The organism is Nocardia sp. NPDC056952 (assembly GCF_042674185.1).
Classification (GTDB): domain Bacteria; phylum Actinomycetota; class Actinomycetes; order Mycobacteriales; family Mycobacteriaceae; genus Nocardia.
The window spans coordinates 600167-624907 of record NZ_JBHURA010000003.1 but is presented as its reverse complement, the minus strand read 5'-3'; the positions used below and the strand labels follow the sequence as shown (position 1 = coordinate 624907).

The following is a 24741-nucleotide window of genomic DNA, read 5'->3' as shown; positions in this document are numbered from 1 at the left end:
ACGTCGCTGGGCGGGCTGCGCGGGCTCGGCAAGCCTTCCTCGAAGCAGCACCCGGCAGGCTTGCGCCAGTGGGCACACCACCCGATCGTCGTCGCCGTCGCGGCGATGCTCGCGGCGGGGGTGATCGGGCTGATCCTGGCCGCGGTCGCCGGCGCCGCACCCGGCGCCACGATGACAGCACTGTGGGAGGGCATGTTCGGCAGCGACTACGCGATCGGCGCCTCGCTCAATGTCGCGGCCACGCTGATGCTGGTGGCTGTCGGCTTCACCATCGCCCACCGCGCCGGGCTGATCAATGTCGGTGGCGAGGGCCAGATCTGCGCCGGTGGCATCGCCGCCACCGCGATCGGCACCACGCTCACCGGTGCACCCGCCGCGATCACCCTGCCCGCCGTGCTGATCGGGGCGGCAGCCGCGGGCTGGTCGTGGGCCGCCATCGCGGCGTACCTGCGAGTCGCGCGCGGCACCAGCGAGATCATCACCACGCTGCTGCTCAATTTCGTCGGCTTGGCGCTGGTGCTGCTCGTCGTGCACGAGCCCGCGCTGCTGCGCCAGCCGGTGACGTCCTCGGAGACGCTGCCGCAGTCCGAACAGCTCACCGCGGCCGCGCATCTGCCGCTGCTGGGCATCGAACGCTCCCCCGCGACCATTGCCCTGTGGATCGCCGTGGTGGCCGCGTTCGGCACCGCGATCCTGGTGCGCCGCACCGCACTCGGTACCCGATTGCGGGCGATCGGGCTCAATCCCGACGCGGCGGCGCGGCTCGGGCTGCCGGTGCGGCGGCTGCGTTTCCTGAGCCTCTCGGCGGCGGGCGCGTTCTCCGGTGTCGCGGGCGGGCTGCTGGTGGCGACGGCGCCGTTCGTCCTCGCCGAAGGGTTCTCCTCCGGATACGGATTCTCCGGTCTGGTCGTCGGCCTGCTGGCACGTGGCTCACTGGCCGCGGTGGTCGCGGTGTCGCTGCTGCTCGGGTTCCTCGTCTCCGGCGGGATCAACCTGCAGCTGGCCGCGAATGTGCCCGCGTCGACCATCTCGGTCGTGGAGTCGCTGATGATCGTGTTCATCGCCGGCGCCGCCATCTGGACCTATCGCAGACGCAAGTCCGAACCCGCCGCACCACAACCGGTTCCCTCGGTGGGCACCGCCGATCTGGCAGGAGCGCCGCGATGAGCCTCGACACCGTCACCGATATCGCCACCAGCGGAATCGGTTTCACCCTGCCCATCCTCGTCGCCGCGAGCGGTGAGCTGGTCAGCGAGCGCGCGGGTGTGCTCAATCTGAGCCTCGAGGCGATGATGCTGACCGGCGCGTTCGCCGGTGTGCTCGGCGCCGTCACCACCGGTTCGCCGGTACTCGGCGCGGCCACCGCGGTGCTCGCTGCCCTGCTCTTCGGTGTGTTGCAGGCGATCTGGAGTATCGGCTTGCGCGCCGATCAGATCGTCGTCGGCATCGCGAGCAATGCCCTGGCGCTCGGTGCCACCACCTACGGTGCGCGTCTGCTGCTCGACGACGGCAAGGGCCACAGCGTTCCCGGCTTCGACGCGCTACCAGTACCTGTGCTGCACCATATCCCGGTGCTGGGTCCCGCTCTGTTCGGGCAGACCGCCCTCGGCTATCTGTGCATCGCGATCGTCGCCGTCCTGGCGTTCGTGTTCTCCCGCCGCACCAAGCTGGGTCTGGTGATCGACGCGATCGGCGAGGACGCCGTCGCGGCCGACCGCACCGGTCTGCCCGTGAAGGCCGTCCGCTACGGCTGTGTGCTGCTCGCCGCGTTCGCCGCCGGCCTCGGCGGCGCGCAATTGGCGCTGTCGGAGGTGCATTCGTTCAGCGACAACATGACCGGCGGCATCGGCTATCTCGCCGTGGTCGCGGTGATCGCGGGCCGCTGGCGTGCGCTCGGGGTGATCTGGGCATCGGTGTTCTTCGGTCTCGCCCAGGCCCTGCAGTTCGCACTGCCCGCCCTCGGTGTCGATGTGCCGTTCGCGCTGCTGGTGATGCTGCCCTATCTGATCGCGATCGTCGCCGTCAGCGGCTTGGTCGGCAACAGCCGCTCGCCGCGCGACCTCACCGTCGCCTTCGCCCGAACTTCCTGACCCGCCACCACTTTCGTAGGAGCCACCGTTGACTCTGATCCTGTCGCACTCCGATGTGACCGCCGTCCTCGATCGCGGCGAGGTGCTCGCCGCGGTCGAGCGCGCGCACGCCGATCTGGCACTGGGCACCGCGTTCGCCCCCGCCCCACCGGCGATGGCACTGGGCGGCGCCGCCTTCGTGCCCATGGTCGCCGCCGCCGAATCCGCCGGTGCCGCCGCCGTCAAGCTGCTCGCCGACCTGCCCGCCAATCGCGCGCGCGGTCTGCCGGTGCAGCGGTCGGTGATCGTGGTGACCTCGGCGGCCGACGGTTCGTGCGAGGCCCTGATCGACGGACGCCTCGTCACCGCCGTCCGCACCGCCGCCGCCAGCGCGGTGGCGACGAAATACCTGTCCCGACAATCGAGTTCGGCACTCGGTGTGATCGGTGCGGGCAATCTGGCCATCGAGCACACCCGCGCGATAGCGACCGTGCGCGAGCTCGAGACCGTGCTGGTCTGGTCGCGCACCGCCGCCACCGTCGACCGATTCCGCAGTGCGGTAGCCGATCTCGGACTCGAGGTACGTGTCCTCGACAGCCCGGAGGCGGTCACCCGTGCCGCCGATGTGCTGTGCACCCTCACGCCCTCACGCGAGCCGATCGTGCACGGCGCCTGGTTCGGCGAGGGCCTGCATGTCAACGCTGTGGGCGCACCGCCGAGGGCGGATCACCGGGAGGTGGACGGCGGGGCCATGCGGCGGTCCAGGGTCGTCGTAGACTCGATCGGCACCACGCTCACCAAGTCCGGCGACACGCTGATGGCCATCGCCGAAGGCGCGATCACCCAGGACGCGGTGGGCACCGAGCTGGGCGAGGTGATCGCGGGCCGGGCAGCCGGCCGTCGCGGCGACCGCGACATCACCCTGTTCAATTCGGTGGGCATCGGCCTGCAGGATCTGGCCGCGGCCCGCCTGCTCATCGACAAGGCCCGCGCCAACGGCATCGGAACGGAAGTGGATCTCACCTCATGAGCGAGCTGACCGATATCGACATCACCCATCTGCGCCGCGCCATCGACCTCGCCGGGCACGCCGCCGCGCTCGGCGACCGCCCCTTCGGCGCGGTCGCCCTCGGCCACGACGGCGCGGTTCTGGCCGAGGGCGTGAACGCGGTGAACACCACCGGCGATGTCACCACCCACGCCGAACTGGTCGCGATCACCCTCGCGACCGCCGCGGGCCACGCGGCGAAACTGCGTGGCGCCACCGTCTACGCCAGCGGCGAACCGTGCCCGATGTGCGCCGCCGCGATGGTGTGGGCCGGGGTCGGTCGCATCGTCTTCGCCGCGGCCGCAGCCGAATTCGGGCCGATCATGCCCCCGAGCACCAGTTTCGGACTCACCTGCGCCGAGGTCGTCGCGAGCTCGAACGTGTCGATCGAGGTCAGCGGACCGCACCTGGGCGAGGAAGCTCTCGCCGTGTTCCGCGCGGCCGCGAAGAACTAGCCCGAACACACCGAGGGCGCGGCGCCGCATCGACGCCGCGCCCTCGGTGCACGAACTATTTCACCGCGACGACCTCGGCGGGCTCGCCCAGTTCACGCTGTTCCTCGATCGCCTCGGGCGTGCCCGGCACCTGGGTGCCGCGCAGCGAGACACCCTTGGTCTCGATGAGGAAGAAGGACGCGATGAGGCCGACCGCGCACGCACCGAACATGTAATACGCCGGCACCATGTTGTTGCCGGTCGCGCTGATGATCGCCTCGTTGACCACCGGAGCGGTGCCACCGAACATCGAGGTGGCGACGTTGTAGCCGATCGCCACACCGGCGAAACGCACGATGGTGGGGAACATCGCGGGGAACGTGGCCGAGATCGTCGCCAGCTGGGGAGCGTAGAGCAGGCCCAGGATCGCGAAGCCGGCGATCGCGCCGGTGAGCGAGGAACCGATCAGGTGGTACACCGGGATCACCGCGATCATCATCGCCGCGCACGAGAACATCCACATCGGTTTGCGCCCGATCCGGTCTGAGAGAGCACCGAGGAACGGCAAGGTGCACAGCATCGCGACCTGGCCGATCAGCGGCACGAGCAAGGCATCGGATTCCTCCATGCCGATCGTGGAGCCGAGGTAGGTCGGGGTGTAGCTGAGCAGCGAGTAGTTGACGACGTTCAGCGCGATCACCAGGCCGAACAGAGTCAGCACCGGGCGCAGGTACTTCGTCACCAGATCGCGATAGACGCCGGAGACTTCCTCGGTCTCGTCCTTGCTGTCGACCTCGCGGAACACCGGGGTGTCCTCCACCCGGCTGCGCAGGTACATGCCGATCAGGCCGAGCGGACCGGCGATCATGAACGGGATGCGCCAGCCCCACGAATTCATCGACGCGTCGTCGAGGACATTCACCAGCAGCAGGGCGACCAGATTGCCGAGCGTGAAGCCGGCGAGCGTGCCGACCTCGAGGAAACTGCCATAGAATCCGCGCTTGCGATCGGGTGCGTATTCGGCCATGAATGTCGCGGCGCCACCGTATTCACCACCGGCGGAAAGTCCCTGGATCATGCGCAGCGCGTACAGCAGAATCGGGGCGCCGATGCCGATCATGTCGAAGCTCGGGATAAGGCCGACGGCGAGAGTGGATCCGGCCATCAGAATAATCGTGGTGGCGAGCACGCGCTTGCGCCCGATACGGTCGCCGAGCGGACCCCAGATCATGCCGCCGACCGGCCGGATCAGGAACGATACGGCGAAGCCGAGCAGTGTGTAGACCATCCCGGACTCGCCGTCACCGGGGAACAACGATCTCGCGATATACGTCGCCAGATAGGCGTAGACACCATAGTCGAACCATTCGACCGCATTACCGATCGCCGACGCACCGATTGCCCGGTGCAGCACCGTTTTCGATTCCCTTGACATCCACAACACCCTCTCGTCGTCGCCTTTCACGAATACCCGACCTCTTTGCGAGCAAACGTTACGAGCGCGCGAAGACCGGCATTTATGGCCTCTATACTGCGAATATGGTCCTGCGACACGGGGTATATCTGCCGCCGTTCGGCGAACTGGCCGACCCGCGAGTGCTGGCCGAGATCGCGGTCGAAGCCGAGACCGCGGGCTTCGACGGCGTCTTCGTCTGGGACCACGTGGCCCGTCCCCATGACGAGGGTCTCGCTGTCGGCGACGCCTGGATCGGACTGGCCGCGATCGCCGCCGCGACGAGCCGGGTGGTGTTCGGTCCACGTGTGACCCCCTTGTCACGCAGGCGCCCCCAGGACGTGGCCCGCGAAACCGTGGCTCTCGATCTGCTCAGCAACGGCAGGCTCGCCCTCGGCGTCGGCCTCGGGTCCGAGGCGACCGGCGAGTTCTCCCGGCTCGGCGAGGTGAGCGCCCCACGGGACCGCGCGCAGCGACTCGACGAGGCGCTGACGGTGATCACCGAACTGTGGTCGGGCGAGGTCGTCCACCACGACGGTCCCGCATATCGGGTGGACGGGCTGCAATTCCTGCCACGCCCCCTCCAGCGGCCGCGCATCCCGATCTGGGTCGCCGCCCAATCCGTCCACCGGGCCCCGCTGCGGCGGGCGGCACGCTACGACGGGCTCTGCCCCGAGGCGAGTCCGGATGAACTCGTCGACATGCTGGCGATCATCGCCGAATACCGCGGCGATCTGAAGGATTTCGCGGTCGCGGTGGCCGCCTCCACCGACCGCGACCGTGCGGCCTACGAAAAGGCAGGCGCGACTTGGTGGTTGGCCGAACTGCCGATGCTGTGCACGAAGGCGGCGGCGATCACCCGCGTTCGCCGAGGCCCCGACTGAGCTGGATCGAGCACCGAGCGAACAGGGCAGCTCGGCCATGGCCGAGCGGTTCACCACACCGCGCGGATCGCGGTGCTCGACGATCAGGCGAGTCCGGCGAGTTTGTTTGCGAGGACGGTCTTCTCACGTTCGTTGCCGCACCGGCGGAGAGCTTCGGCGAGCTCCGCACGAGCTTCGGTGGTGCGGCCGAGCCGGGTGAGTAGTTCACCGCGCACGCTGGGCAGCAGGTGCGAGGTGGCCAGGGCGCCGGATGCGGTGATCTCGTCGACGATCGGCAGGGCCGCGGCGGGCCCGTCGGCCATCGACACCGCGACCGCCCGGTTGAGGTCCACCACCGGCGACGGTGCGAGCCTGCCCAGTGCCTCGTACAGCACCACCACCCGCTCCCAGTCGGTCCGCTCGACCGACGGTGCGACGGCGTGACATTCGGCGATCGCGGCCTGAAGCCCGTAGGCGCCCAGCCCACGCCCGACCGCACCGGCTTTCACCAGCGCCGCACGACCGCGCCGGATCGCCGAGCGGTCCCAGCGGCGGCGGTCCTGCTGTTCGAGCAGGATCGGCTCACCGTCGGGACCGGTTCGGGCGGGGAATCGCGCCGCGGTCAGTTCGAGCAGCGCCAGCAGTCCGTAGACCTCGGGTTCGTCGGGCATCAGCCGCGACAGCACGCGGGCCAGCCGCTGCGCTTCCCCCGCGAGATCGAAGCGGATGAGGTCGTCGCCGGTGCTGGCCGACGACCCCTCGGTGAAGATCAGATAGATGACCCCGAGCACCGAACCCAGCCGGGCTCGGCGCTCGGCGACGGGCGGCACCTCGAACGGGACTTCGGCGGCGCCGAGGGTCTTCTTCGCCCTGGTGATCCTTGCCTGCACCGTCGCGGTCGGGACCAGGCACGCCTTGGCGATCTCGTCGCTGGTCAGACCGCCGACGACGCGCAGCGTCAAGGCCAGCCGCGCCTCCCGCGAGAGCACCGGGTGACACGAGATGAACATCAGCGCGAGCACATCGTCGTCGATCTGATCGGGATCCCACAGCACGTCGTGCCCAGCACGCACAGGGTCCCCGCCGGTGAGCGCGTCGCCCTCGCCGAGGTCGGCGGCGAGGGCGGTGTAGCGGTCGTCGAGGGCGGCCCGGCGACGGAACGCGTCGATGGCCCGGCGTCTGCCGACGGTGAGCAACCACCCGGCCGGCTGACGTGGCACGCCTTCGCGCGGCCAGGTCACCAGCGCCTCCGCGAACGCCTCCTGGGCGAGATCCTCGGCCATCGCGAAGTCGCGGGTGTAGCGCGCGAGGGCGCCGACGATCCGGGCCGATTCGATCCGCCAGACGGCGGCGACGGCCTCGCGGCCGGTGTGGTCGCTCATCGTGTCTCAGAGCTGGCCGGTGGCCTCACGCCACGCGCGCTCCCTCGCGACCCAGACATTGTCCTGCGGGAATTCATCGATACTCGGCACCCGTCGGATCTCGGTCTTGGTGCCCGGCACGACGACCGGCATGCGCTTGGCCCACTCGATCGCCTCCTCTTTGGAGGCCACGTTGAGAATGTAGAACCCGCCGAACAGTTCCTTCGTCTCCCCGTAGGGCCCGTCGGTGACCACCGGGGTCTCCGACGAGTAGTCGACGACTACGCCCTGCGCCGCGTCGTCGAGCCCCTCGGCGGCGACCAGCACCCCGGCGCTGATCAACTCGTCGTTGAACTTGCCCATCGTCTCGAGCATCTCGTTGAAGTCGATATCGGCCGCCGCGGCCCAGGCTTCGTCGGTGGCGCGCATGATCAGCATGAACTTCATGATTTCGTCTCCTCGGATCGGTGTGGACCCGCCTGCCGGGCCCTGTGTTCATCCCTAGGTCGAACGGGCACCGCTGCGGATCGACACCCGGCCGAAAATTCTTTTCGCGAGTGTTCGGCAGCCTACGACGAGTGCCGGGTGCGCGCGACGACGACGGACACGAATCCCCGATTCGGGTATTCAAGATCGTCCGGCGTGATACAGATCGAAGAGGTTTGTCATGCTGACAGCCACCTAGCGAAGGAGTCACTCGTGAGCGCAGTTCTCGTCGAGCAACGCGAGCATGTGCTCGTCATCGTGCTGAATCGGCCCGAGGCCATGAACTCGGTCAACGCCGAAGTGAGCACGGGGGTCGGCGAGGCGCTCGAGCGAGCCGAGGCCGACCCGCAGATCCGCGCGGTGGTCCTCACCGGCGCGGGCGAGCGGGCGTTCTGTGCGGGCGCGGACCTCAAGGCGCTGAGCCGCGGTGAGTCGATTCTCGCCCCGGGACATGAGGATTGGAACCTGGCCGGGTACGTCCGGCATCCGATCAGCAAGCCGACCATCGCCGCGGTGAACGGTTTCGCCCTCGGCGGCGGCACCGAACTCGTCCTGGCCAGCGATCTCGCGGTCGCCGCCGAGACCGCCACCTTCGGCCTGCCCGAGGTCGCCCGCGGCCTGTTCGCCGCGGCGGGCGGCGCGTTCCGCCTGCCCGAGCAGCTCCCCCGCAAGGTCGCGATGGAGATGATCCTCACCGGTGAGCCGATCACCGCGGCCCGCGCGCTGGAGCTGGGCCTGATCAACCGTGTCGTGCCCGCCGGTGGGGTCCTCGATGCCGCGCTGGCCCTGGCCGGTCGGATCGCCGAGAACGCGCCGCTGGCGGTGCAGGCGAGCAAGCGGGTCGCACTGGGCATGATCGACGGAAAGCTCGCCGACGACGCCGCCTGGGACCAGACCAACCGCGAGATCGTGGGGGTCGCCCAGACCGAGGACATGCGCGAGGGCGCTATGGCTTTCGCGCAGAAGCGCAAGCCGAACTGGCAGGCGCGCTGACACGGTGCGGATCCTGATCCTCGGCGCCTCCGGTTTCGTCGGCAGCGCGCTGCACGCGCAGTTCGCCGCGAACCATGAGGTCGTCGGGACCAGCCGGGGCGGGCACGGGCTCGCCCCGGTGGATCTCGCCGACACCGGCGCGGTGCGCGCACTCGTCGCACGAGGTTTCGATGTCGTCGTCCACACTGCCGGTGTCGTGGATCTCGGTGCCGCGCAGCGTGATCCCGCCGCGGCCCATGCCGCGAACGTGGCGCCGATGGTCCCGCTGCTCGACGCCATCGGCGACACGGGCGCGAAGCTCGTCTACCTGTCGACCGACAATGTCTTCGACGGCACCGCCGAGCACTACGACGAAAGCGCAACGCGCACACCGATCAACGTCTACGGCGAGACCAAGGTGGCCGCCGAGGATCTGGTCCTCGAACGCGACCGGCACTTGGTCGTGCGCCTGCCGCTCGTCTACGGGCGCAGTCCACTGTCGAACAAGTTCCTGGCCCGCTTCGCCGCACCCGAGATCCACGCGCGCACCGATATCGTCTGCAATCCGCTGTACTTACCCAGCCTGGCGCCCGCGCTCGGGCAGCTCGTCGACGAGGCGGGCGTCGTACACCTCGCGGGCGCGGAAACTCTCAGCCGCTACGACCTCATGACCCGGGTCCGCGACCATCTCGGCGCACCGGCGCGCGTCGTGGCAACCGATCGCTACTCCGCTGTCCAGGACTGCCCACGGCCATTGCGCCTGGTCATGCGCAGTAATCGGCACAGCCTGACCGGCCCGGACGTGGACACCGCCCTCGCCGATCTGCACTGAATCTCCGGTCACCCGTTGACGCCCGTCAGAGAGTGAGTGTACAGTCACTCACATGACCAAGCGCGGTGCCACCCTCTCCACCTCGGACGTCCGGCGTGACGCGGTCGTCGACGCGGCGATCATCGAGTTCGCCAAGACCGGCTACCACGGCACCCCGATCAACACCGTCGCCGCGCGCGCCGACATCTCCCCCGCCTACGTCTTCAAACTCTTCCCCGGCAAGGTCGCCCTGTTCGTCGCCGCGCTCGATCACTGCTTCGAGCTCGTCGAACGCGCGATGTCCACGGGCGCGGCCAATTCCACCGCGACCGACCCGGCCGCCATCCTGCACGACATGGGCGGCGCCTACGCCGAACTCATCGCCGACAAGAGCCTGCTCATGTTGCAGGTGCACGCCCAGTCCGCCACCGACATCCCCGAAATCGCCGACGCGTTGCGCCGCGGCCTGGCCAAGGTGACCACGTTCGTGCAGCGCCGCTCCGGCGGCACCCCCGAGCAGATCCAGTACTTCATCGCCTACGGCCAGCTCTGCCACCTCGTCACCACCCTCGGACTCGACGGCAACGACAGCGCGTGGGCCACCGCCCTCACCACCGGAATGCGCCACCCGAAAGCCCACTGACCCTTCGCTCCAGCCTTTTCAGGGTGGAGCTTTCTTTTGCAGCAAGAGTGATTGACCAGTCACACACCACGGAAGGTAGCCCCTGATGAACACCACCGCCACCGAAATCGTCCTGCCCGGTCGCGTCGACCCCAGCGGCCTGCTCGTCACCCGACGCGAACTCCCCGCACCCGCACCGGGTCGCGCACTGGTTCGAGTCGATGCCTCCGGGGTGTCCTTCGCCGAGCAGCAGATGCGCCGCGGCAAGTACTACGACCAGCCGCCGTTCCCCTTCGTGCCCGGCTACGACCTGGTCGGCACGGTGGTCGAGGCCCACGACGCGGCGCTGGTGGGCAAGCGGGTAGCCGCGTTGACCAAGACCGGCGGCTGGAGCAGCCACGTCGACCTCGACGCCGCCGATCTGATCCCCGTGCCGGACACCCTGGACGCCGCCGATGCGGAAACCTTTGTCGTGAACGGCATCACCGCCTGGCAGATGCTGCACCGCGTCGCCGCTGTTCAGCCGGGCGCGACGATCCTCGTCCACGGCGCCAACGGCGGCGTCGGCTCGACCCTGGTCCAATTGGCCCGTGCCGCGGGCATTCACGTGATCGGCACCGCGTCCGCTCGCCATGCCGACGCGGTCTCCGCGCTGGGCGCCACCTGGATCGACTACCGCGCCGATGTGCCACACCAGGTTCGGGCCATCGCACCGCACGGTGTCGACGCGGTGTTCGATCACATCGGCGGGCCCGGCATCAGCGATTCGTTCGGCCTGCTCGCCGACGGCGGCATCCTCGTTTCCTACGGAACGGCAGCTACCAAGAACGACGAGGGCGACTCCCGGTTGCCCGTGCTGAAACTGTTCGCCCGCCTGCTGTGGTGGAACATGCTGCCCAACAAGCGAAACGCGCACTTCTACAACCTGTGGGCAGGCAAGCGCAACATCACCCGCTTCCGTGCTCGGATCGCCGACGATCTGTCGCAGGTCTTCGCACTCGCCGCCGCCGGCACCGTCACCGCCCAGGTCGCGGCCCGCATCACTCTCACCGATGCCGCCCGAGCTCTGGAGCTCGCCGAATCCGGCACCGTCACCGGCAAAGTCGTCCTCGTCAGCGCCTGACCCGCTCACACCCTGGAGATCAGTCATGTACGTTTCCCAGCCCGTCCGCACCGTCCTCGACAATCGCCCCATCTACCTGAGCTTCGGCCTCGCCTGGCTGGTCGGCCACGGCACCTTCGCCCTCAGCCATGGCCCGAACCCCTTGCTCGACCTCCCCGGATTCGTGCCGACCGCGCTGCTGGGTGTCGGCCTGCTGGCGGCCATGATCGTGACCACCGTCGTCTCCCTCCGAGCCCAACGCGGCGCGACCGGACAGGAAGCGGTCGTGGGCAACCTGCTCGGCGCATCGTGGCTGGTCGGTTTCGCCGCGCTGTTCTTCCTGATCACCGCGCTCGGTTCGACGCTGAGCCCCGACACCGCAGCGACTCTCTGGCCGACCGGGTCCGGGTTGATCGTCGGACTGCTCTACCTCGCCGGCGGTGTCGCGTACCGCGACGTCTTGCAATACACGCTCGGCGCCTGGCTGGCCGTGAGCTCTACGGCCGCACTGTTTCTCGACGGCGCGTACCTGTACTGGGCGCTGGCATTGGCCGGCGGCGGCAGCTATCTGCTCGCCGCCGCGCTCGAGCCACGCAGGATCGCCGCCGCGCGCTGAGCATCGGTCACGTGCCCGCCCGGAATTCCGGGCGGGCGCGTTCGCCGTTCAGCCCCTCTGCTGCGCGCCGATCGCCGATCCCATCCATCGCCGCAGATATCGGCGCAGTTCGTCGTCGGAGCGTGCCGGGTTGCCCGGCGACAAGAAGAACGACTGCATGGTGCGCAGCACGTATTCGACGAGTTCGCGCAGCGCGGGCTCGTCGTAGCCGTGGGCGGCCCAGTCGACATCGAAGCGGCGGATCATGGTCATACCGAAGGCTTGGGCCTCGTCGGAGGTCATGCCTTCCGGGTGGGCGTTGGAATACGAGCTCGACAGCAGAATCCCCAGGTGGGGGGTCCGGCGAACATCGGTGAGGGTGAAGACGACAGCCTCTGTCATCGCTTCGACCGGGTTGCCCAGGCCGCTGACCTGACGGGTGAGTCGATCGAGGAAATCGTCGACCGAGGCGATGGCCGAGGCGGTCATGAGCGCGTCGGCACTGGGGAAATACCGGTACACCGTCTGCCGGATGACACCGAGGGACTCCGCCACGTCGGCGATGCTGATCTCCGCACCGGTCCGGCCGATGAGTTCGACTGCGGCAGCGATGATCCGGCGCGTTGCCTCCGCATCGTCACCCGGCGGACTGCCGCCCCACCCACGTCTACGCGCCACCACGTGGACGCTAGCACAACCCCAGGTCAGGGCGAATTCCGTGAAAGTGATCATACACTCGAGGGCTCATTCGTATGATTGCTTTATCAACCGTGGCCGAACAACGAGGTAACTCACCGTGACCGACCTTCACGTCCGCAAAATGGATTTCGCGTTCTCCGACTACGATGTGCCGTTTCTGTGGAATCCACAGAACCCGGCGTTCTCGTCGATGGCCAATGCCGTTTCGTTCCTGGCTATCGGCTTCGAGAAGATGATCGTGCAGCTGATCACGCAGGCGAAACCGCAGATCACCGACCCCGAGGTGGCGTCGGAGGCCGACGCCTTCATGCGCCAGGAAGGGCAGCATTCGACGGCGCATCGCCAGCATGTCAAGGCGCTGATCCGCCGCTATCCCGGCTTGCAGCAGACCCTCGACGCGGTGATCGGCGAGTTCGACAAGCTCACCGCCGAGACCTCGGTGAAGTACCGCCTCGCCTACACCGCCGACCTCGAGGCGACGTTCACGCCGGTGTTCAAGCTGATGCTCGACAACGACAAGAATCTGTTCGCCCCCGGCGACGACCGCGTCGCCTCGCTGTTCATCTGGCATTTCGTCGAGGAAGTCGAGCACCGCAGTTCGGCGCTGATCATCTTCAATTCGGTGGTCGACAGCGAGCTGTACCGGATGCGGGTGGCGGCCTCGATCTTCCGGCACGTGTTGCAGGTGATCCGGGTGGCGTGCGAGGGCTTCAACGAGCATGTGCCGCTGGAAGATCGGCAGGTCGACGCGCTGTCGATGTTCGCCAACTACCGCCGCGGTCAGACCCTGCGCCGGTGGCTGCCGTTCCTCCAGCCGGCCGACAACGGCACGATGCCGCGCGCGTTCGACGATCTCGGTCTGCGCGAACAGCTCGTCGCGCTGGGCGGCATCATCCGCAGTCAGACGCCCGGGCACAATCCGGCGCACGAGAAGCTGCCCGCACTCGCCGACGAGTGGTTCCGCCGCTATGACGAAGGTTACGACGTAACTCGTTGGTACACAGCCGATTCCGTCAGCTCGTAGAAGGTAGCCCGATGGCCGAACATTGCTCCCCCACCTTCGCCGAACTCGCTCACGAACTCGGCTTCTCCTGCGAGGAGGCGGGCGGACTCGTCGAGTTCCGCAACCCGTTCGCCCTCGAGAACTGGACCCTGCCGGTCCTCGAGCTCACCATCGTCGTCGGCGCGGTTCTCGCGCTCTGGTACGCGATCGCGCGCCTGCGCCGCCACGGTGACCCGACCAATCTCGTGTTGTGGTTCGGTGCCACCGCCTACCTGTTCGTCATCGAACCGCCGCTGTACTTCCCGGCGGCGTTCGGCATCGAAGAACACGTCGACACGATGTTCGCGCACAACGTCTTCACCGTGGACTTCCTCTGGGGCCGACTACCCATCTACATCATCGCGATCTACCCGCTGATGGCGACGATGGCGTTCGGCATCGTCCGGATGCTCGGCATCTTCCGCCGCTTCGGCACCCTGATCGGCGCCACCTGCGTCGGCTTCGTCCACCACGCCTTCTACGAGATCTTCGACCACCTCGGGCCCCAATTGCGCTGGTGGGAATGGTCGATCGACAACCCGATCAACCAGCCGATGTTCGATTCGGTCCCGATGGGCAGCGTCGTCGTGTTCGCGGCCCTGTGGCCGATGTCGCTGGCCTTCTGCGTGCAGTATTTCGTCGGCCGTCACGTCGACGACGGCCGACACTTCTCCGGCGTCGAATTGACCTGGCGCACCATCGTCATCGGCCTGCTGGCCTCGGTCGGCACCTTCCTGCTCCCCCTGCCCGCCACTGTCATCGGCATGAGCGGCACCACCGTGCGCGGCATCGTCTACGCACTGGAACTCGCCGTCCTCGCGGTGGTCGCCGGGATCGTCATGGTCCGCCAATGGACCGAGCTACGGCGGGGAACCGCCACACCCCCGCAGTACCAAGACCCCTTCGTCCAACGATTCGCCACTCTCTACCTGGTCGTCTTCGCCGCTCTCTGGATAGCGTCGCTCCCCGATTTCTTCGCCGCCGTCAACGGCGAAACAACCAACGGCGACCCCATCGGAAACCTCTGGTACACAGCAGCCTGCTTCGCCGTCGCGATCGCTTCGGTCCTGGCGACCTTCACCGTGCCGCGCGCACGGCCCACCCCGGACGCACCCGTGGCGGCAGCATCACAAGCCCCGGGCTGATCCGCGCTCGAAGCGGTCAGCAGAACATCCCCTTCCGCTCGGCATCTATCGCCTGCGGCAAGCCATCACGCCGTGGCGTCGCCGATGCGGTGGCGGTAGCTGTCGGCCAACGCGCGCAGCGCGGCGCCGCCGTCGCCGGTGAACGACGAACCGTGCATCAGCGCCAGCGTTTTCGGTGCGAGCTCGGCGAGGCCGTCGACGATCATCGGGGTCGCCGGTGCGAGCGACGAGTAGGCGAACAGGTCCTCGGTGTGAACGGCGGGGCCGACGATGTCGTCTGTGGTGAGGGCCGCACCCGCACCGAGGTGGGTGAACAGATCCCCGCACAGCAGAGTCTGCGTGGTTTCCTCGAACAACACCCGCGCTTCCCAGCCGTGCGGGGTGTGTGGGGTGTCGATGTGGCGCACTCGCATCCGGCCGAGTTCGATGGTTTCACCATCGGCAAGCGGTCTCGGTGGCCGGTCGGCCATGTGGTCCAGCGACACCATGCAGCCGACGGCACCGTGGGCGACCTGCGATTCGGGGGCCGCGGCGAGGAACTGGTTCATCGACCCGCATTCGTCGGATTCGACGTGCCCGAAGGTGATCCACCGCAGCCGGTTCACCGGTGTGATCCGTGCTATCGCCGCCGCGACATCGGCGAACATCGCGCGATGCCCGGTGTGGAACAGCAGCGGCTGATCATCGGCGAGCAGGAACTGGTTGAACGTCAGCCCCTGTTCGCCGATGTCGGGCACGAACGTCGAGATGCGGTAGATGTCGGGGGCGATCTCATCGATGGTGGTGGTCATGGTCGGCTCGATTCGGTGCAGTGTCAGAACGGCACTTGGATGGTCAGTAGTCCGGCGCCTTCGGCGCGGCCGGCGAGGATGCGACAGAATTCGATCGCGTCGAGGTCTAGGCGTTCATCCGTTGTGCCGCAATGCCATCGGCCTCCGGCCGCGCCTGTCAGGCGCAGGTTGTAGGGCATGCCGTGACGGGCGGCCCATTCCTGGACCACATCTGCCACGATCGCCCCGTCGTGCTCCTCGGTCAGCACGAGAGCGTGCCCGGTGGCCCGGGCCAGGTCGATCCGATGCATCCACGGGTCACGGGTGAGGATCGTGTCGATGGCGTACCCGATGGTCCACCGTTCGGCGGCGCCGTTGACCAGTTGCTGCTCGGGGATTGTTCGATTGCGCAGCAACCTCGGGGTACGTCCGCGCGCTGCCGCGGCCTTGGGTGCGATGGCCGCCATCGACCGGACCAGCTGATCCGTCGTCTGCTGTCCGAATCGTTCGACCTGATACGCGGTCACGGCGTCGACGAGCTGCCGGCCGGGCCGCAACCGCTTGCGGGCAGCCCGGGTCTGGCGGACATTCTCCAATGGGGAGGATGCCATCGTGGACATACCGACCACGTGGGCGACGAGGTCGTGCACGGTCCACCCGGCGCACTCGGTCGGTGTGGTCCAGTCGTCACCGTCGAGCGAGGCGACCGCGTCGGCGAAGCGCAAGTACTCGTCGCGGGCGAGCCGCATCGCGTCGGCATGGGTGAGCGTCGCGCGCCGCGCAGTCACCGCCGTCTGCTCGACAGCCGTCATTTCTGCGGCTCCTTCGTCGGCGGAAGGCCGACACTGTCGGCCCACATGTCCACGGCGCGGTCCAGCAGCTTGCGCCGACTGTGCCCGCCCGGATCGTTGGCGAGCTGCTGATCGACCAGGCCGGACAGGACCGCGATCCAGATCTCCACGTCGTCGCGGTCGGTCACGCCGATCGTGGCGAACACCGCGATGACCTCGTCGAGCGCGCGGACCGCCGACGCGTACGCATCGGGCGAGGGTTCGAATCCCGGGATCGTGCGCTGGTTCATCAGCTGATAGCGGGCGAGATCGGCAACCGCGAAATCGAAGTACGCCAGTGCCATGACGCGCACGAGGCCGCGAGGGTCCGCGGGTGCCGAGCGTAGCGCGTCGAGCGAGACGCGCTCGCACTCACTCCAAGCCTGCTCGAACATCGCATCGTAGATCGCGTTCTTCGATCCGTAGTGCGAATACAGCGACGGCGCCCGCATTCCGATCCGCTCGCCGACTTCGCGCAGTGTCAGCTGCGCCAGTCCCCGCTCACGTGCGATCTCCCACGCGGCCTCGACAATTTCCTGCCGCGTCGCCTCACGCCGTTCCGCTTTCCGATCACGCCTCGGCATAGCGTCCATAGTTAGTTATTATGAACGTCGTTAGGCAAACGGTCAACGGCAGAGTGCATCAGCCTGGGAGATCCGCGCCGCTATCTGATCCAAGAAGGGCACAGGCAGAATTGCGCCGATCGGCATCGCATTCATCCCATCAGACATGTTCTCCGACAGCATGTTTCGCTCCGATCCTGGATTTCTGTGGGCCTACCCGACAGCCTGCGCGGCGACCGGGGTGAACAGGTTGATCAGGTTGCCGTCGGGGTCTCGGAGCAGGAGCGACCGGTTGCCCCACGGCATCGTCGTCGGCTCGTTGACGAAGTCCTCGACGGAGTCGCGCAACCTGCGGTAGTCGGCGTCGACGTCGCGGACCATGAACTCGATGATCGCGGTGTGATTGTCGGCGGGGCGCGCGCTGCCGGCCCCGAACAATGCCACCGTACGCACGCTTCCGATCGCGAGTGTGCCGGCCGGCGTGACGATCTCGGCGAAATCCTGTGTAGCCCACCGGGCTTCGACACCGGTCACTCGCTGATAGAAGCCAACCAGCCGTTCGATGTCGTCGGTGATCAGGCGGATCGAGACGAGGTTCATTGCGTACTCCTGCTGTCGGGAAGGGCGGAAGTTCCACCGCCGAATCCCACGGTAGAGGCGATACCGGACAGTTTCCGCCCGGTATAGATGGGAGAATTGCCGGATGACGCGCCCCACTGCCCGAGTACTGGCCCTGCTCGAGCTGTTGCAGGCGGGCGGTACCCATACCGTCGGCGACCTCGCTGGGCGGCTGGGCGTGGACGAACGCACCGTCCGGCGATACGTCACCCATCTCACCGACCTGGATATCCCGGTCCGCTCGGTCCGCGGCCGCTACGGCGGGTACCGACTCGCTCCCGGCTACCGGATGCCTCCGCTGATGCTGACCGATGACGAGGCGGTAGCCGTGCTGCTCGGACTCCTCACCAGCCATCCGACGACATCAGCCCACGCCGCCGACAGCGCGACCGCCAAACTCCGCCGCGTCCTGCCCGCACGCCTGGGTGCTCGGCTCGACGCACTGATGAACACCGCCGAATTCACCGCCGACGCCCGCCCCGAAGTCCCGGTCGAAACCGCCGTCCTCCTCGACATCGCCGCGGCCACCCGCGAACACCGACCGGTCGCCATCGGTTACACCGACCGCAACGGACAACACTCGCAGCGAACCGTGCACCCCTACGGCCTCGTCGCCCACTCCGGCCGCTGGTACCTGACGGCGATGGACAACAACAGCGACGCCCTACGCCAGTTCCGACTCGACCGCATCACCGAGACAACCACCCTCCCCGAAACCTTCACTCCACCCACCGAATTCGACCCGACCACCCACCTCGTGTCCGCGCTCGCCACTGCCCCCTACCGACACGAGGTGTCGATCCGCGTCCAAGGCACACCCACCCAAATCCGCCCACTACTCCCCGCGACCATCGCAACGCTGCACGAAATAGACTCCCCACCCACCGATCCCACCCCCTGGGTCCGAGTCCTCATCCGCGCCGAACACCTCGACTGGATTCCCCCCGTCCTCGCCGCCCTGGACCACCCTTTCGTCATCGAGCACCCCGACGCCCTCAACGACGCCGTGCGCGCCCTGGGCCAGCGCCTCACCGCCGCCACGACATCCGACCGGACGCCCACCGTCCGGTAATGCCGATGAGCGGATGTCAACCGGCGAACTTCGCGGCGGCCTGCGCGGTGATCGGGGTGAAGAGGTTGATCAGGTTGCCGTCGGGATCGCGAAACAGCGACGACCGGTTCCCCCACGGCATCGTCGTGGGCTCGTTGACGAAATCCTCGACTGTCTCCCGCAGCAGCCGGTAATCGGCATCGACGTCGGGGACCAGGAATTCGATGATCGCGGTGTGATTGTCGACTGGGAGCGCGCTGCCCGCAGCGGACAGCGCCACGGTGCGGGTGCTTCCGATCGCAAGGGTGCCGAACGGTGTGACGATTTCGGCGAAATCCCATGTAGCCCAGTTGGATTCGACGCCGGTCACGTGCTGATAGAAACTGACCAGCCACTGGACATCGGCGTCCGATCGGTGCGGGGCCGCTCCGGCGCATACCGGCTCGCTCCCGGATACCGAACGCCACCGCTGACGCTGACCGACGACGAGGCGGTGGCCGTGTTACTCGGGCTCCTCCCCAGTCGCGGCGCCGACCGGCCGACAGCGGCCCCGCGCAGCCGACAGCGCGACGGCCAAACTCCGCCGCGTCCTACCCCTACACCTGACGGCCCGGCTGGACGCACTGATCAACACCTTCGGCAAGGCGCCGTCGGGCAACAGTCCTCATCCGGAAATAGTTGCAGACAGCTAACTTTCGGCGCGATCGCCTCGAAGGAGGGGGCAGCGGTATCCAGCCTGGGGCATCCTGACACCCTGGACTCCACACCTGATTTCCGCACAATTCCTTGCAGGACGCAGACTAGTGACCAGACATTGGAAGGGGCAGAGTTGCGCATCGGGGTTTCCGGACCGCATGGAACCGGCAAGACAAGTTTAGTCGAAGAGCTCTGTGCGCGACTGGAGCGCGGGCACACAGCAATACAGGAACCCTACGTACTACTCGAAGAGGAAGGATACGAATTCGCGTATCCGCCGGTGGCCGCAGACTATTGGGCACAGTTGCGCTACGCGATGCGCCTACTCGGTGATCCCGCACCCGCTGCGGTATACGACAGGACACCCCTCGACTTCCTCGCATATCTGGCAGCCATCGGCGTCGACGCGGAAGCCGGGATCGACGAAACCGCCCTACGCACCGCACTGGCCTCCCTCGATCTGCTGGTGATCGTTCCCATCACTGCTGAGACCGAACATGTACTACCCACACCGGAACTGACCGGGCTCCGGCGCAGCGTGAATGATGCTCTGCTGGAACTGGTTTACGTCGACGACATGCAGTTACTCGAAGACGTGCCCATCCTCGAGCTGGCCTGCCCACTTGACCAGCGCGGCCATGCGGTTCTGAACGCACTGACATACTGATCTGCCGATTCCCGTGCGATCGGTGGTGTGAGTTTCAGCTCGTACGCGAAGGCGCATCTTCCTCGCGATCCTCTCGAAAACGACCTCTCGACTGCATTAGTTCCAGTGCCGCAGCCGCGAGCGGCTTGATACGCCTAGGCCACCCCGAAGCGATGAACTCCTCATCGGACGAAATCCGAGGCGTCGCAGCACAGGCATCAAGGAGTGCTCGCTGCACGTCGTCGAGCGCGGACACCTCTGACGGTGTGAAGGTCGACCATTCGCGCCATAGCCACGCGCTTTCGTCGTCGATCGTGTCGAAGAACTCGTTGATGTAGTCCCCATACCCCCATGTACGAACACCCTCGTCCCCCTCGACGAGTGTCTCCAGTGCTTCTATCGCGCGGTTTCGCAGTCGCTGCTCGACAATCCGCCCGCTCGGCCGGTCCTGGTCGCCCACGCTCGTGATGCTAGCGGCCCGACGCACTCTCATGCCGATGAGCGTGAAACGTGTGCGTCGGTCCTGCCACATACGATGCCGTCGTGAGTGATCAACTTTTGGCGGAAGCACATCGATTCCTCGACTGGGCCAGAGGAGAAGGTGCCAACCTCGACGGGACCGACCCGAGCGTCTTTTTCGTTCAGGGAGTCGTCGAATCGATGGCCGAAGACCCCGACGAAGAACCTTCCCTCCGCGCGGTCAAGGCGTTGGCGTACTCGGTGTACCTAGCCGAACTACTGGCCAAGACATGCTCCGAGGTCCGGTGCGTCATCGATGGCGAAGGTATGCGTCTCGATGACGTCCGCGCAGTCAGTGACACCGGAGTCACACAGTTCACGCTGAACTGGATCTACAACTGCCTCGAGGATCCAGATGCAGACAACCTCGGGTTCAAGCTCGCCGGTGCGCTTCGTGAATTCGGCGAGCAGGACCGCGCCCACTACTTGACCGGGCTACTCGACTACCGCAGTTGAAATCTCGACTCTCGGGTCAGGACTTTCAAACGTCCGCTCATGCCGCATACCGTGCTGACCGACCCAGCCAGCGCAGAGAACCCGCAAAGGCAAGCGGCCGGGCCAGGCCGACGACCGGCCAACGCCTGCAACAGCCGAATGGCATGAGCCTGGGCGGTCAGAATTGCAACTGGGCATCGAGTCGAGCGATGATCGCGCGAAGCTCGCGCGCGCTGCGGGGTGACATCGCTGAGGTCACGATGTCGAGCAGGTCGCGGGCCTGCACCGGACTGCCACAACAGAAGTCGTGCACATCCCCGAACTCGTAGTAATGCCGCAGCTCGCGGATCGGACGGCGAACGTGGTTCTTCCACAGACGAACTGCATTGCCAACATCCCCTGTCCGCAGGTAGTTCCGGGTGCGCTCGAGGCGAGCGATCTCGGAACTCGCTGACGACGACAGTCCGTCGATAACGAAGGCGGCGCCATGGGGGCGGGGCCGCAACGCAGTGGCGGCCCGGACCTCAGATGGGCGGTTACGCGGCATGGGCCTTTCGGCTGGAGATCATGTCGAACATGATGCCACGATGCGAACCTGGCGAACACACTCAATTGCCGCTGGGCGCGCTACCACCAACGTCCGAATCTGCCGATGTGCGTGTCAACGACGGCGTCGGTCCAGACCGGTGACCACTACTGTGGGGCAGGTGCTGACAGCGCCGATGCTTCACGTGAACGAGCAGTGCCATTGAGATGAGAGCGGTGAAAGGCATGGCCGACAGCGAAGAGTTCTCACAATCCGTGCAGGACATCGAGGGTGACGTTTGGCCGGGTGCCCTGTTGGCGGCGGTGCTCCGACTTCCTGAGGAGCGATGGTCGGACTCGGCCGAGGTCTTGGCTGAAGTGCGAGGCATTGCCCAGCGAGCGGAGGTGATGATCGCCGAGATGGACGGCGCGCAAGTTTCAGAGCTGCGCGGCTTGGTCTTGAAATTCCTGTCGGACCGGTCCGAGGTCTATCCAGGTCGAACGCAGCCGACCAGGGCCTGATGTCGATGTTCGAAGTCCTGTCCGGCGAGCGGCGCCGGCCTGTTCGTGGCCAGACCCGGACTGATCTCGACGCCATCTTGTGGACTCGGCGTGGGTATCTCAGAAACGACCGATCATGATGCCCAGGATTCCTGCCGTGGCAGCCAATATCGCTGGAATCATAGAACTTTCACCCTCCCCGGTAGTCTCCCGTGCCGGATGAGCCTGTCTCGCGGCGAGTGATCCGAGCGCTGGGGCCGCAAATCCTCGCGACCATCAGACGATGAACTCGGAGGGTGTGATGGTCGGACGGCTGTTCGGGTCTGCAAGGCGGGTGCTCATCCAGCTTGCCTGGCGGTCCCACCACCTCCGCGCCGCCGAGCCCTATCAGGGTCGATGTAGAGCCGAACACCCTTGTACACCACCGTGTTCGGCGAATCATCGTCGTTGTCCGGGTCGCCGGAGTCCGCAGGATCAGGCAGTTGCGCGATCTCCTCGATGACGATCTGTGCTCGCGCCGCACCGGGATCGAACATCTCCTGAAATGGCCCGACAAAGGACCCTCCCAGGCCGCGGTGCTTCGCCCGAACAGCCGCCCATCCCAACAGTGCCAACGGACCAACGGTGGCGATCAGCAGTACCAAGTCCCCACCCATGCCCACGAGCGTACCGATGAGGTCATTCACTCCGCTCGGGACGTAATTCGGTGCCAGCGGTTGCCCTGCCCGCCCGTGGTGATGAAACCTCTCGGGAATGGGTGAAGCGATCGAACCATCGGTGTTCGAATCGATCAGAGAGGTCGAACCGGAGCCGATCCGCGAGCACTGGGTGGTTGTCGCGAACAAGCGCTATCCGCCCAAGCAGGTGTATCAGCTGATCACCGGGTTGCCGCGCTCGGCGTATACGTCACATCGCGCACTCGCTGCGCTGCGCCGGCTAGGGCTGTCCACCAGCGTCTATACGCCGCCGCGGGCCGACGCCGCCCAGGCGCCGGCCGCCCAGGCGGAAGCCTCCGACATCGATGGGTCGGCCGAATCATTCGCGATGCTGTCGCGGTTCCTCACCGACCACAATCTGACAGCGCACCTCGCCGCCGCGGAGGCTGATTTCCAGGGCGCTGGATCCACAACGAGTCATGAGGTGACCACCAGATACGGATTCAGCGACGACCTTCTCGATGCCGCGCTGGCTGTACGCGCACACGTCGGACGCCTCAACGACGTCATTCACGCGACCGTCATCGCGCGCGTGCTACCCGCCCTCTTGGAAGACGGAGAGGTAGTCGTCCAGCGGCCCTCTCTGGGAGCCGGAAATGACCCGTCGCGACCATTCGATCTGGAGACAGACCGTCGAATAGCCGAGTTCAAAGTCGCACAGTGGAAAGGTGCCGACACGATGCGCAAGCGAGGTGTGGTCGCCGACCTGGTTCACTTGGCGCTCGATGAAAGCGGCAGGCGTGCTCAGCTTTTCGTTGTCGGTGCGCTGCCCATCAGGTTCCTGACAACATCCAAGTCGACGATCGCGTGGGCACTCGCTCGATCGTCTCCCCGCACCAGAGCCCGGTTCGAGCAACGCTTCGGACCCGCAACCGATTTCACCATCGCGGATTTCACTCGCGTGCACGGCCGACACATCGAGTTGGTCGACCTCGCCACACTCGTCCCGTCGTTAGCACTTCCGCCCGAGCTGATCTGACGACGGGAGCGGCTGAACGAGCGCCGAAGTCCGGTCGTCCAGCAGGCGGCGGATCTCATCGTCCGGGTACGGGGTGCTCCGGCTCGTCTGCTGGAACGCAAGCATGAACGCGGACATCGCCGCAGCGACCGGCGCCTGCCGGGTGAGAACCGCGGCGGCTCCCTCGGGAATGCCCTCCGGCGGCGCACCCGCCGCGATGGCGCGCACCATCTCGGCGCGTTCAGCCCGGTCGTCCCGCCGGAGCCGGTACAGAGCGGTGAGCAGCCAGTTCACCAAATAGGTGGCGGTGAAGCCGCAGTCATAGCTCTGGTTCCGGTCGAAGAACGCGGCTTCCTGCGGCGACAGGTCGAACCCGGAGGAGAGCGCGAGGCCGTAATCTGCGAAGTAGAGGCGTCGACCGTCGGTCAGGATGTTCTGGAAGTGCGCGTCGAGGTGCAGGAGCCCACGACTGTTCATGAATGCGGTGGCGGCGGCCAACTCCCGTTCCACCATCGCGCAGGCCCGGTCGGTGGCCTCATCGCCCGCCTCGATCTGGGCATTCAGCCACTCGTGCAGGGTCTGCGGAATGTACTCCAGGAACAGCGCGATGCTCGCCGAAGAGTCCCGGATGGCATCGATCCGGTGACGTATCTGGGGTCGGCCATCCCAGTAGGCGACGGCGCGATCGACGTCGGCGAGCTCGGCCGACAGCGGCGTCGTGTCCGGCAGCACCCGCCAGTGGTACATCAGCGGGAACCCCTCGCGTTCGGCAGCGAGCGCCCAGTTCGTCGTCATGATGTGCACGGCGAGCTCGCGCCAAGCCCCGAAGCCCGTCCCCCCGATGAGGCCGACGCCGTAGTGGTGGAACATCGGCACATCGAACAGATTCGCCGTGGACCGGACGTGCTCCGGCTGCCGTTCCAGATCGGTGAGCGGCACTCGCTTCACGAAAACCGGAGTTCCGGCGATCTCCAGCAGCGCCGACTTTCCGCCGATACCGGAACCGATCGGCACGGCCGCATCCACGAGCTCGCCCAACGCATGATCGCTGTGCAGTGCCAAGGCAGTAGAGACGGCGCCGTGGACGCGCAGGCGCTCCGTGCGCGACATGTCAAGGGGCGCCGCAGCATCGCGGGACTCTCGGCCACGTATCACCACGTTCGCCCCTCCCCCAGCCGCACTCGCAATCAACAGTCAGCCTATCGCGATCT

The 24741-nt window shown here is 66.8% G+C and carries 30 protein-coding genes; 17 read left to right on the top strand and 13 right to left on the bottom strand.

Annotated elements, in window-relative coordinates:
* Nucleotides 1-105 precede the first annotated feature (105 nt).
* Genes ACFTS5_RS14625 through ACFTS5_RS14610 form a run of 4 tightly spaced genes read left to right on the top strand, consistent with a single transcriptional unit; the run spans nucleotide 106 to nucleotide 3572 of the window.
* A complete protein-coding gene (locus ACFTS5_RS14625) occupies nucleotides 106-1167 on the top strand; it encodes an ABC transporter permease (protein ID WP_378631452.1) in 1062 nt (353 codons plus the stop codon).
* Nucleotides 1164-2090 (top strand): ABC transporter permease, encoded by a 927-nt coding sequence (locus ACFTS5_RS14620; RefSeq protein WP_378631015.1) that lies wholly within the window; start codon nucleotides 1164-1166, stop codon nucleotides 2088-2090. The genes ACFTS5_RS14625 and ACFTS5_RS14620 overlap by 4 nt, the downstream gene beginning before the upstream one ends.
* A 28-nt stretch (nucleotides 2091-2118) precedes the next feature.
* Nucleotides 2119-3099, top strand: coding sequence for an ornithine cyclodeaminase family protein (locus ACFTS5_RS14615; RefSeq protein ID WP_378631013.1), 981 nt, complete (start codon nucleotides 2119-2121; stop codon nucleotides 3097-3099).
* Complete coding sequence (locus ACFTS5_RS14610; RefSeq protein WP_378631012.1) at nucleotides 3096-3572, top strand: nucleoside deaminase; 477 nt, start codon at nucleotides 3096-3098, stop codon at nucleotides 3570-3572. Before ACFTS5_RS14615 ends, ACFTS5_RS14610 begins: the two co-directional genes overlap by 4 nt.
* Nucleotides 3573-3627: 55 nt before the next feature.
* Here ACFTS5_RS14610 and ACFTS5_RS14605 read toward each other — a convergent pair whose 3' ends face one another.
* Nucleotides 3628-4986, bottom strand: coding sequence for an MFS transporter (locus ACFTS5_RS14605; protein ID WP_378631010.1), 1359 nt, complete (start codon nucleotides 4984-4986; stop codon nucleotides 3628-3630).
* Between the two features lie 104 nt (nucleotides 4987-5090).
* Here ACFTS5_RS14605 and ACFTS5_RS14600 point away from each other — a divergent pair, with 104 nt between their 5' ends.
* Entirely contained in the window at nucleotides 5091-5888 is a 798-nt protein-coding gene (locus tag ACFTS5_RS14600) for an LLM class flavin-dependent oxidoreductase (protein WP_378631009.1), read from the top strand.
* Between the two features lie 83 nt (nucleotides 5889-5971).
* Here ACFTS5_RS14600 and ACFTS5_RS14595 read toward each other — a convergent pair whose 3' ends face one another.
* Both ACFTS5_RS14595 and ACFTS5_RS14590 read right to left on the bottom strand, forming a co-directional pair.
* Nucleotides 5972-7249: an RNA polymerase sigma factor gene (locus tag ACFTS5_RS14595; RefSeq protein ID WP_378631007.1), complete on the bottom strand. Its 1278-nt coding sequence runs from the start codon at nucleotides 7247-7249 to the stop codon at nucleotides 5972-5974.
* Between the two features lie 6 nt (nucleotides 7250-7255).
* On the bottom strand, nucleotides 7256-7675 hold the full coding sequence (locus ACFTS5_RS14590; protein WP_358059691.1) for a YciI family protein: 420 nt from the start codon (nucleotides 7673-7675) through the stop codon (nucleotides 7256-7258).
* 252 nt (nucleotides 7676-7927) lie between these two features.
* Here ACFTS5_RS14590 and ACFTS5_RS14585 point away from each other — a divergent pair, with 252 nt between their 5' ends.
* From ACFTS5_RS14585 to ACFTS5_RS14565, 5 genes are all read left to right on the top strand, one after another.
* The gene (locus tag ACFTS5_RS14585) at nucleotides 7928-8707 is read left to right on the top strand and encodes a crotonase/enoyl-CoA hydratase family protein (RefSeq protein WP_378631005.1); all 780 of its coding nucleotides are present in this window, start codon (nucleotides 7928-7930) and stop codon (nucleotides 8705-8707) included.
* A gap of 4 nt (nucleotides 8708-8711) precedes the next feature.
* Complete coding sequence (locus tag ACFTS5_RS14580) at nucleotides 8712-9518, top strand: SDR family oxidoreductase (RefSeq protein WP_378631004.1); 807 nt, start codon at nucleotides 8712-8714, stop codon at nucleotides 9516-9518.
* Between the two features lie 52 nt (nucleotides 9519-9570).
* Nucleotides 9571-10140 (top strand): TetR/AcrR family transcriptional regulator, encoded by a 570-nt coding sequence (locus tag ACFTS5_RS14575; protein ID WP_378631002.1) that lies wholly within the window; start codon nucleotides 9571-9573, stop codon nucleotides 10138-10140.
* A gap of 85 nt (nucleotides 10141-10225) precedes the next feature.
* Entirely contained in the window at nucleotides 10226-11242 is a 1017-nt protein-coding gene (locus ACFTS5_RS14570; protein ID WP_378631000.1) for a medium chain dehydrogenase/reductase family protein, read from the top strand.
* Between the two features lie 25 nt (nucleotides 11243-11267).
* The gene (locus ACFTS5_RS14565; RefSeq protein WP_378630999.1) at nucleotides 11268-11837 is read left to right on the top strand and encodes an ABC transporter permease; all 570 of its coding nucleotides are present in this window, start codon (nucleotides 11268-11270) and stop codon (nucleotides 11835-11837) included.
* Nucleotides 11838-11885: 48 nt separating this feature from the next.
* Here ACFTS5_RS14565 and ACFTS5_RS14560 read toward each other — a convergent pair whose 3' ends face one another.
* Complete coding sequence (locus ACFTS5_RS14560; protein WP_378630997.1) at nucleotides 11886-12494, bottom strand: TetR/AcrR family transcriptional regulator; 609 nt, start codon at nucleotides 12492-12494, stop codon at nucleotides 11886-11888.
* 118 nt (nucleotides 12495-12612) lie between these two features.
* Here ACFTS5_RS14560 and ACFTS5_RS14555 point away from each other — a divergent pair, with 118 nt between their 5' ends.
* Both ACFTS5_RS14555 and ACFTS5_RS14550 read left to right on the top strand, forming a co-directional pair.
* Nucleotides 12613-13539 (top strand): metal-dependent hydrolase, encoded by a 927-nt coding sequence (locus tag ACFTS5_RS14555; RefSeq protein WP_378630996.1) that lies wholly within the window; start codon nucleotides 12613-12615, stop codon nucleotides 13537-13539.
* Nucleotides 13540-13550: 11 nt separating this feature from the next.
* Complete coding sequence (locus ACFTS5_RS14550; RefSeq protein WP_378630994.1) at nucleotides 13551-14702, top strand: hypothetical protein; 1152 nt, start codon at nucleotides 13551-13553, stop codon at nucleotides 14700-14702.
* Nucleotides 14703-14767: 65 nt separating this feature from the next.
* On the opposite strand, the gene ACFTS5_RS14545 is transcribed toward ACFTS5_RS14550, so the two are convergent.
* From ACFTS5_RS14545 to ACFTS5_RS14530, 4 genes are all read right to left on the bottom strand, one after another.
* Nucleotides 14768-15493: an MBL fold metallo-hydrolase gene (locus ACFTS5_RS14545; protein ID WP_378630992.1), complete on the bottom strand. Its 726-nt coding sequence runs from the start codon at nucleotides 15491-15493 to the stop codon at nucleotides 14768-14770.
* Between the two features lie 23 nt (nucleotides 15494-15516).
* Entirely contained in the window at nucleotides 15517-16284 is a 768-nt protein-coding gene (locus ACFTS5_RS14540; protein ID WP_378630991.1) for a maleylpyruvate isomerase family mycothiol-dependent enzyme, read from the bottom strand.
* Nucleotides 16281-16886, bottom strand: coding sequence for a TetR/AcrR family transcriptional regulator (locus tag ACFTS5_RS14535; protein ID WP_378630989.1), 606 nt, complete (start codon nucleotides 16884-16886; stop codon nucleotides 16281-16283). Before ACFTS5_RS14535 ends, ACFTS5_RS14540 begins: the two co-directional genes overlap by 4 nt.
* Nucleotides 16887-17078: 192 nt before the next feature.
* Nucleotides 17079-17465 carry a VOC family protein gene (locus ACFTS5_RS14530; protein ID WP_378630988.1) on the bottom strand — a complete coding sequence of 129 codons (387 nt, stop codon included), beginning with the start codon at nucleotides 17463-17465 and terminating at the stop codon, nucleotides 17079-17081.
* 103 nt (nucleotides 17466-17568) lie between these two features.
* Here ACFTS5_RS14530 and ACFTS5_RS14525 point away from each other — a divergent pair, with 103 nt between their 5' ends.
* Nucleotides 17569-18555 (top strand): helix-turn-helix transcriptional regulator, encoded by a 987-nt coding sequence (locus ACFTS5_RS14525; protein ID WP_378630986.1) that lies wholly within the window; start codon nucleotides 17569-17571, stop codon nucleotides 18553-18555.
* A gap of 16 nt (nucleotides 18556-18571) precedes the next feature.
* On the opposite strand, the gene ACFTS5_RS14520 is transcribed toward ACFTS5_RS14525, so the two are convergent.
* A complete protein-coding gene (locus ACFTS5_RS14520; protein WP_378630985.1) occupies nucleotides 18572-18904 on the bottom strand; it encodes a VOC family protein in 333 nt (110 codons plus the stop codon).
* A gap of 459 nt (nucleotides 18905-19363) precedes the next feature.
* On the opposite strand from ACFTS5_RS14520, the gene ACFTS5_RS14515 reads away from it, so the two are divergent.
* Nucleotides 19364-19897, top strand: a complete 534-nt coding sequence (locus tag ACFTS5_RS14515; RefSeq protein ID WP_378630983.1) for an AAA family ATPase — start codon at nucleotides 19364-19366, stop codon at nucleotides 19895-19897.
* 34 nt (nucleotides 19898-19931) lie between these two features.
* Here ACFTS5_RS14515 and ACFTS5_RS14510 read toward each other — a convergent pair whose 3' ends face one another.
* Nucleotides 19932-20336, bottom strand: a complete 405-nt coding sequence (locus ACFTS5_RS14510) for a hypothetical protein (RefSeq protein ID WP_378630982.1) — start codon at nucleotides 20334-20336, stop codon at nucleotides 19932-19934.
* An 83-nt stretch (nucleotides 20337-20419) separates the two neighbouring features.
* On the opposite strand from ACFTS5_RS14510, the gene ACFTS5_RS14505 reads away from it, so the two are divergent.
* On the top strand, nucleotides 20420-20851 hold the full coding sequence (locus tag ACFTS5_RS14505) for a hypothetical protein (RefSeq protein WP_378630980.1): 432 nt from the start codon (nucleotides 20420-20422) through the stop codon (nucleotides 20849-20851).
* 157 nt (nucleotides 20852-21008) lie between these two features.
* On the opposite strand, the gene ACFTS5_RS14500 is transcribed toward ACFTS5_RS14505, so the two are convergent.
* Complete coding sequence (locus tag ACFTS5_RS14500; RefSeq protein ID WP_378630979.1) at nucleotides 21009-21377, bottom strand: hypothetical protein; 369 nt, start codon at nucleotides 21375-21377, stop codon at nucleotides 21009-21011.
* Between the two features lie 224 nt (nucleotides 21378-21601).
* On the opposite strand from ACFTS5_RS14500, the gene ACFTS5_RS14495 reads away from it, so the two are divergent.
* Nucleotides 21602-21877, top strand: coding sequence for a hypothetical protein (locus tag ACFTS5_RS14495; RefSeq protein ID WP_378630977.1), 276 nt, complete (start codon nucleotides 21602-21604; stop codon nucleotides 21875-21877).
* A 317-nt stretch (nucleotides 21878-22194) separates the two neighbouring features.
* Here ACFTS5_RS14495 and ACFTS5_RS14490 read toward each other — a convergent pair whose 3' ends face one another.
* On the bottom strand, nucleotides 22195-22542 hold the full coding sequence (locus ACFTS5_RS14490) for a hypothetical protein (RefSeq protein ID WP_378630976.1): 348 nt from the start codon (nucleotides 22540-22542) through the stop codon (nucleotides 22195-22197).
* Nucleotides 22543-22609: 67 nt separating this feature from the next.
* On the opposite strand from ACFTS5_RS14490, the gene ACFTS5_RS14485 reads away from it, so the two are divergent.
* Nucleotides 22610-23551 carry a hypothetical protein gene (locus tag ACFTS5_RS14485; RefSeq protein ID WP_378630974.1) on the top strand — a complete coding sequence of 314 codons (942 nt, stop codon included), beginning with the start codon at nucleotides 22610-22612 and terminating at the stop codon, nucleotides 23549-23551.
* On the opposite strand, the gene ACFTS5_RS14480 is transcribed toward ACFTS5_RS14485, so the two are convergent.
* A complete protein-coding gene (locus ACFTS5_RS14480; protein WP_378630972.1) occupies nucleotides 23525-24721 on the bottom strand; it encodes a protein kinase family protein in 1197 nt (398 codons plus the stop codon). The genes ACFTS5_RS14485 and ACFTS5_RS14480 overlap by 27 nt on opposite strands.
* Between the last annotated feature and the right edge of the window lie 20 nt (nucleotides 24722-24741).

Excerpts from the sequence above, each read along its gene's own strand:
- ACFTS5_RS14625 (WP_378631452.1), top strand. The coding sequence starts at position 106 with ATGCTCGCGGCGGGGGTGATCGGGCTGATCCTGGCCGCGGTCGCCGGC.
- ACFTS5_RS14620 (WP_378631015.1), top strand. The coding sequence starts at position 1,164 with ATGAGCCTCGACACCGTCACCGATATCGCCACCAGCGGAATCGGTTTC.
- ACFTS5_RS14610 (WP_378631012.1), top strand. The coding sequence starts at position 3,096 with ATGAGCGAGCTGACCGATATCGACATCACCCATCTGCGCCGCGCCATC.
- ACFTS5_RS14605 (WP_378631010.1), bottom strand. The coding sequence starts at position 4,986 with ATGTCAAGGGAATCGAAAACGGTGCTGCACCGGGCAATCGGTGCGTCG.
- ACFTS5_RS14600 (WP_378631009.1), top strand. The coding sequence starts at position 5,091 with ATGGTCCTGCGACACGGGGTATATCTGCCGCCGTTCGGCGAACTGGCC.
- ACFTS5_RS14595 (WP_378631007.1), bottom strand. The coding sequence starts at position 7,249 with ATGAGCGACCACACCGGCCGCGAGGCCGTCGCCGCCGTCTGGCGGATC.
- ACFTS5_RS14590 (WP_358059691.1), bottom strand. The coding sequence starts at position 7,675 with ATGAAGTTCATGCTGATCATGCGCGCCACCGACGAAGCCTGGGCCGCG.
- ACFTS5_RS14575 (WP_378631002.1), top strand. The coding sequence starts at position 9,571 with ATGACCAAGCGCGGTGCCACCCTCTCCACCTCGGACGTCCGGCGTGAC.
- ACFTS5_RS14570 (WP_378631000.1), top strand. The coding sequence starts at position 10,226 with ATGAACACCACCGCCACCGAAATCGTCCTGCCCGGTCGCGTCGACCCC.
- ACFTS5_RS14565 (WP_378630999.1), top strand. The coding sequence starts at position 11,268 with ATGTACGTTTCCCAGCCCGTCCGCACCGTCCTCGACAATCGCCCCATC.
- ACFTS5_RS14550 (WP_378630994.1), top strand. The coding sequence starts at position 13,551 with ATGGCCGAACATTGCTCCCCCACCTTCGCCGAACTCGCTCACGAACTC.
- ACFTS5_RS14545 (WP_378630992.1), bottom strand. The coding sequence starts at position 15,493 with ATGACCACCACCATCGATGAGATCGCCCCCGACATCTACCGCATCTCG.
- ACFTS5_RS14540 (WP_378630991.1), bottom strand. The coding sequence starts at position 16,284 with ATGACGGCTGTCGAGCAGACGGCGGTGACTGCGCGGCGCGCGACGCTC.
- ACFTS5_RS14535 (WP_378630989.1), bottom strand. The coding sequence starts at position 16,886 with ATGCCGAGGCGTGATCGGAAAGCGGAACGGCGTGAGGCGACGCGGCAG.
- ACFTS5_RS14530 (WP_378630988.1), bottom strand. The coding sequence starts at position 17,465 with ATGAACCTCGTCTCGATCCGCCTGATCACCGACGACATCGAACGGCTG.
- ACFTS5_RS14525 (WP_378630986.1), top strand. The coding sequence starts at position 17,569 with ATGACGCGCCCCACTGCCCGAGTACTGGCCCTGCTCGAGCTGTTGCAG.
- ACFTS5_RS14500 (WP_378630979.1), bottom strand. The coding sequence starts at position 21,377 with ATGCCGCGTAACCGCCCATCTGAGGTCCGGGCCGCCACTGCGTTGCGG.
- ACFTS5_RS14495 (WP_378630977.1), top strand. The coding sequence starts at position 21,602 with ATGGCCGACAGCGAAGAGTTCTCACAATCCGTGCAGGACATCGAGGGT.
- ACFTS5_RS14485 (WP_378630974.1), top strand. The coding sequence starts at position 22,610 with ATGGGTGAAGCGATCGAACCATCGGTGTTCGAATCGATCAGAGAGGTC.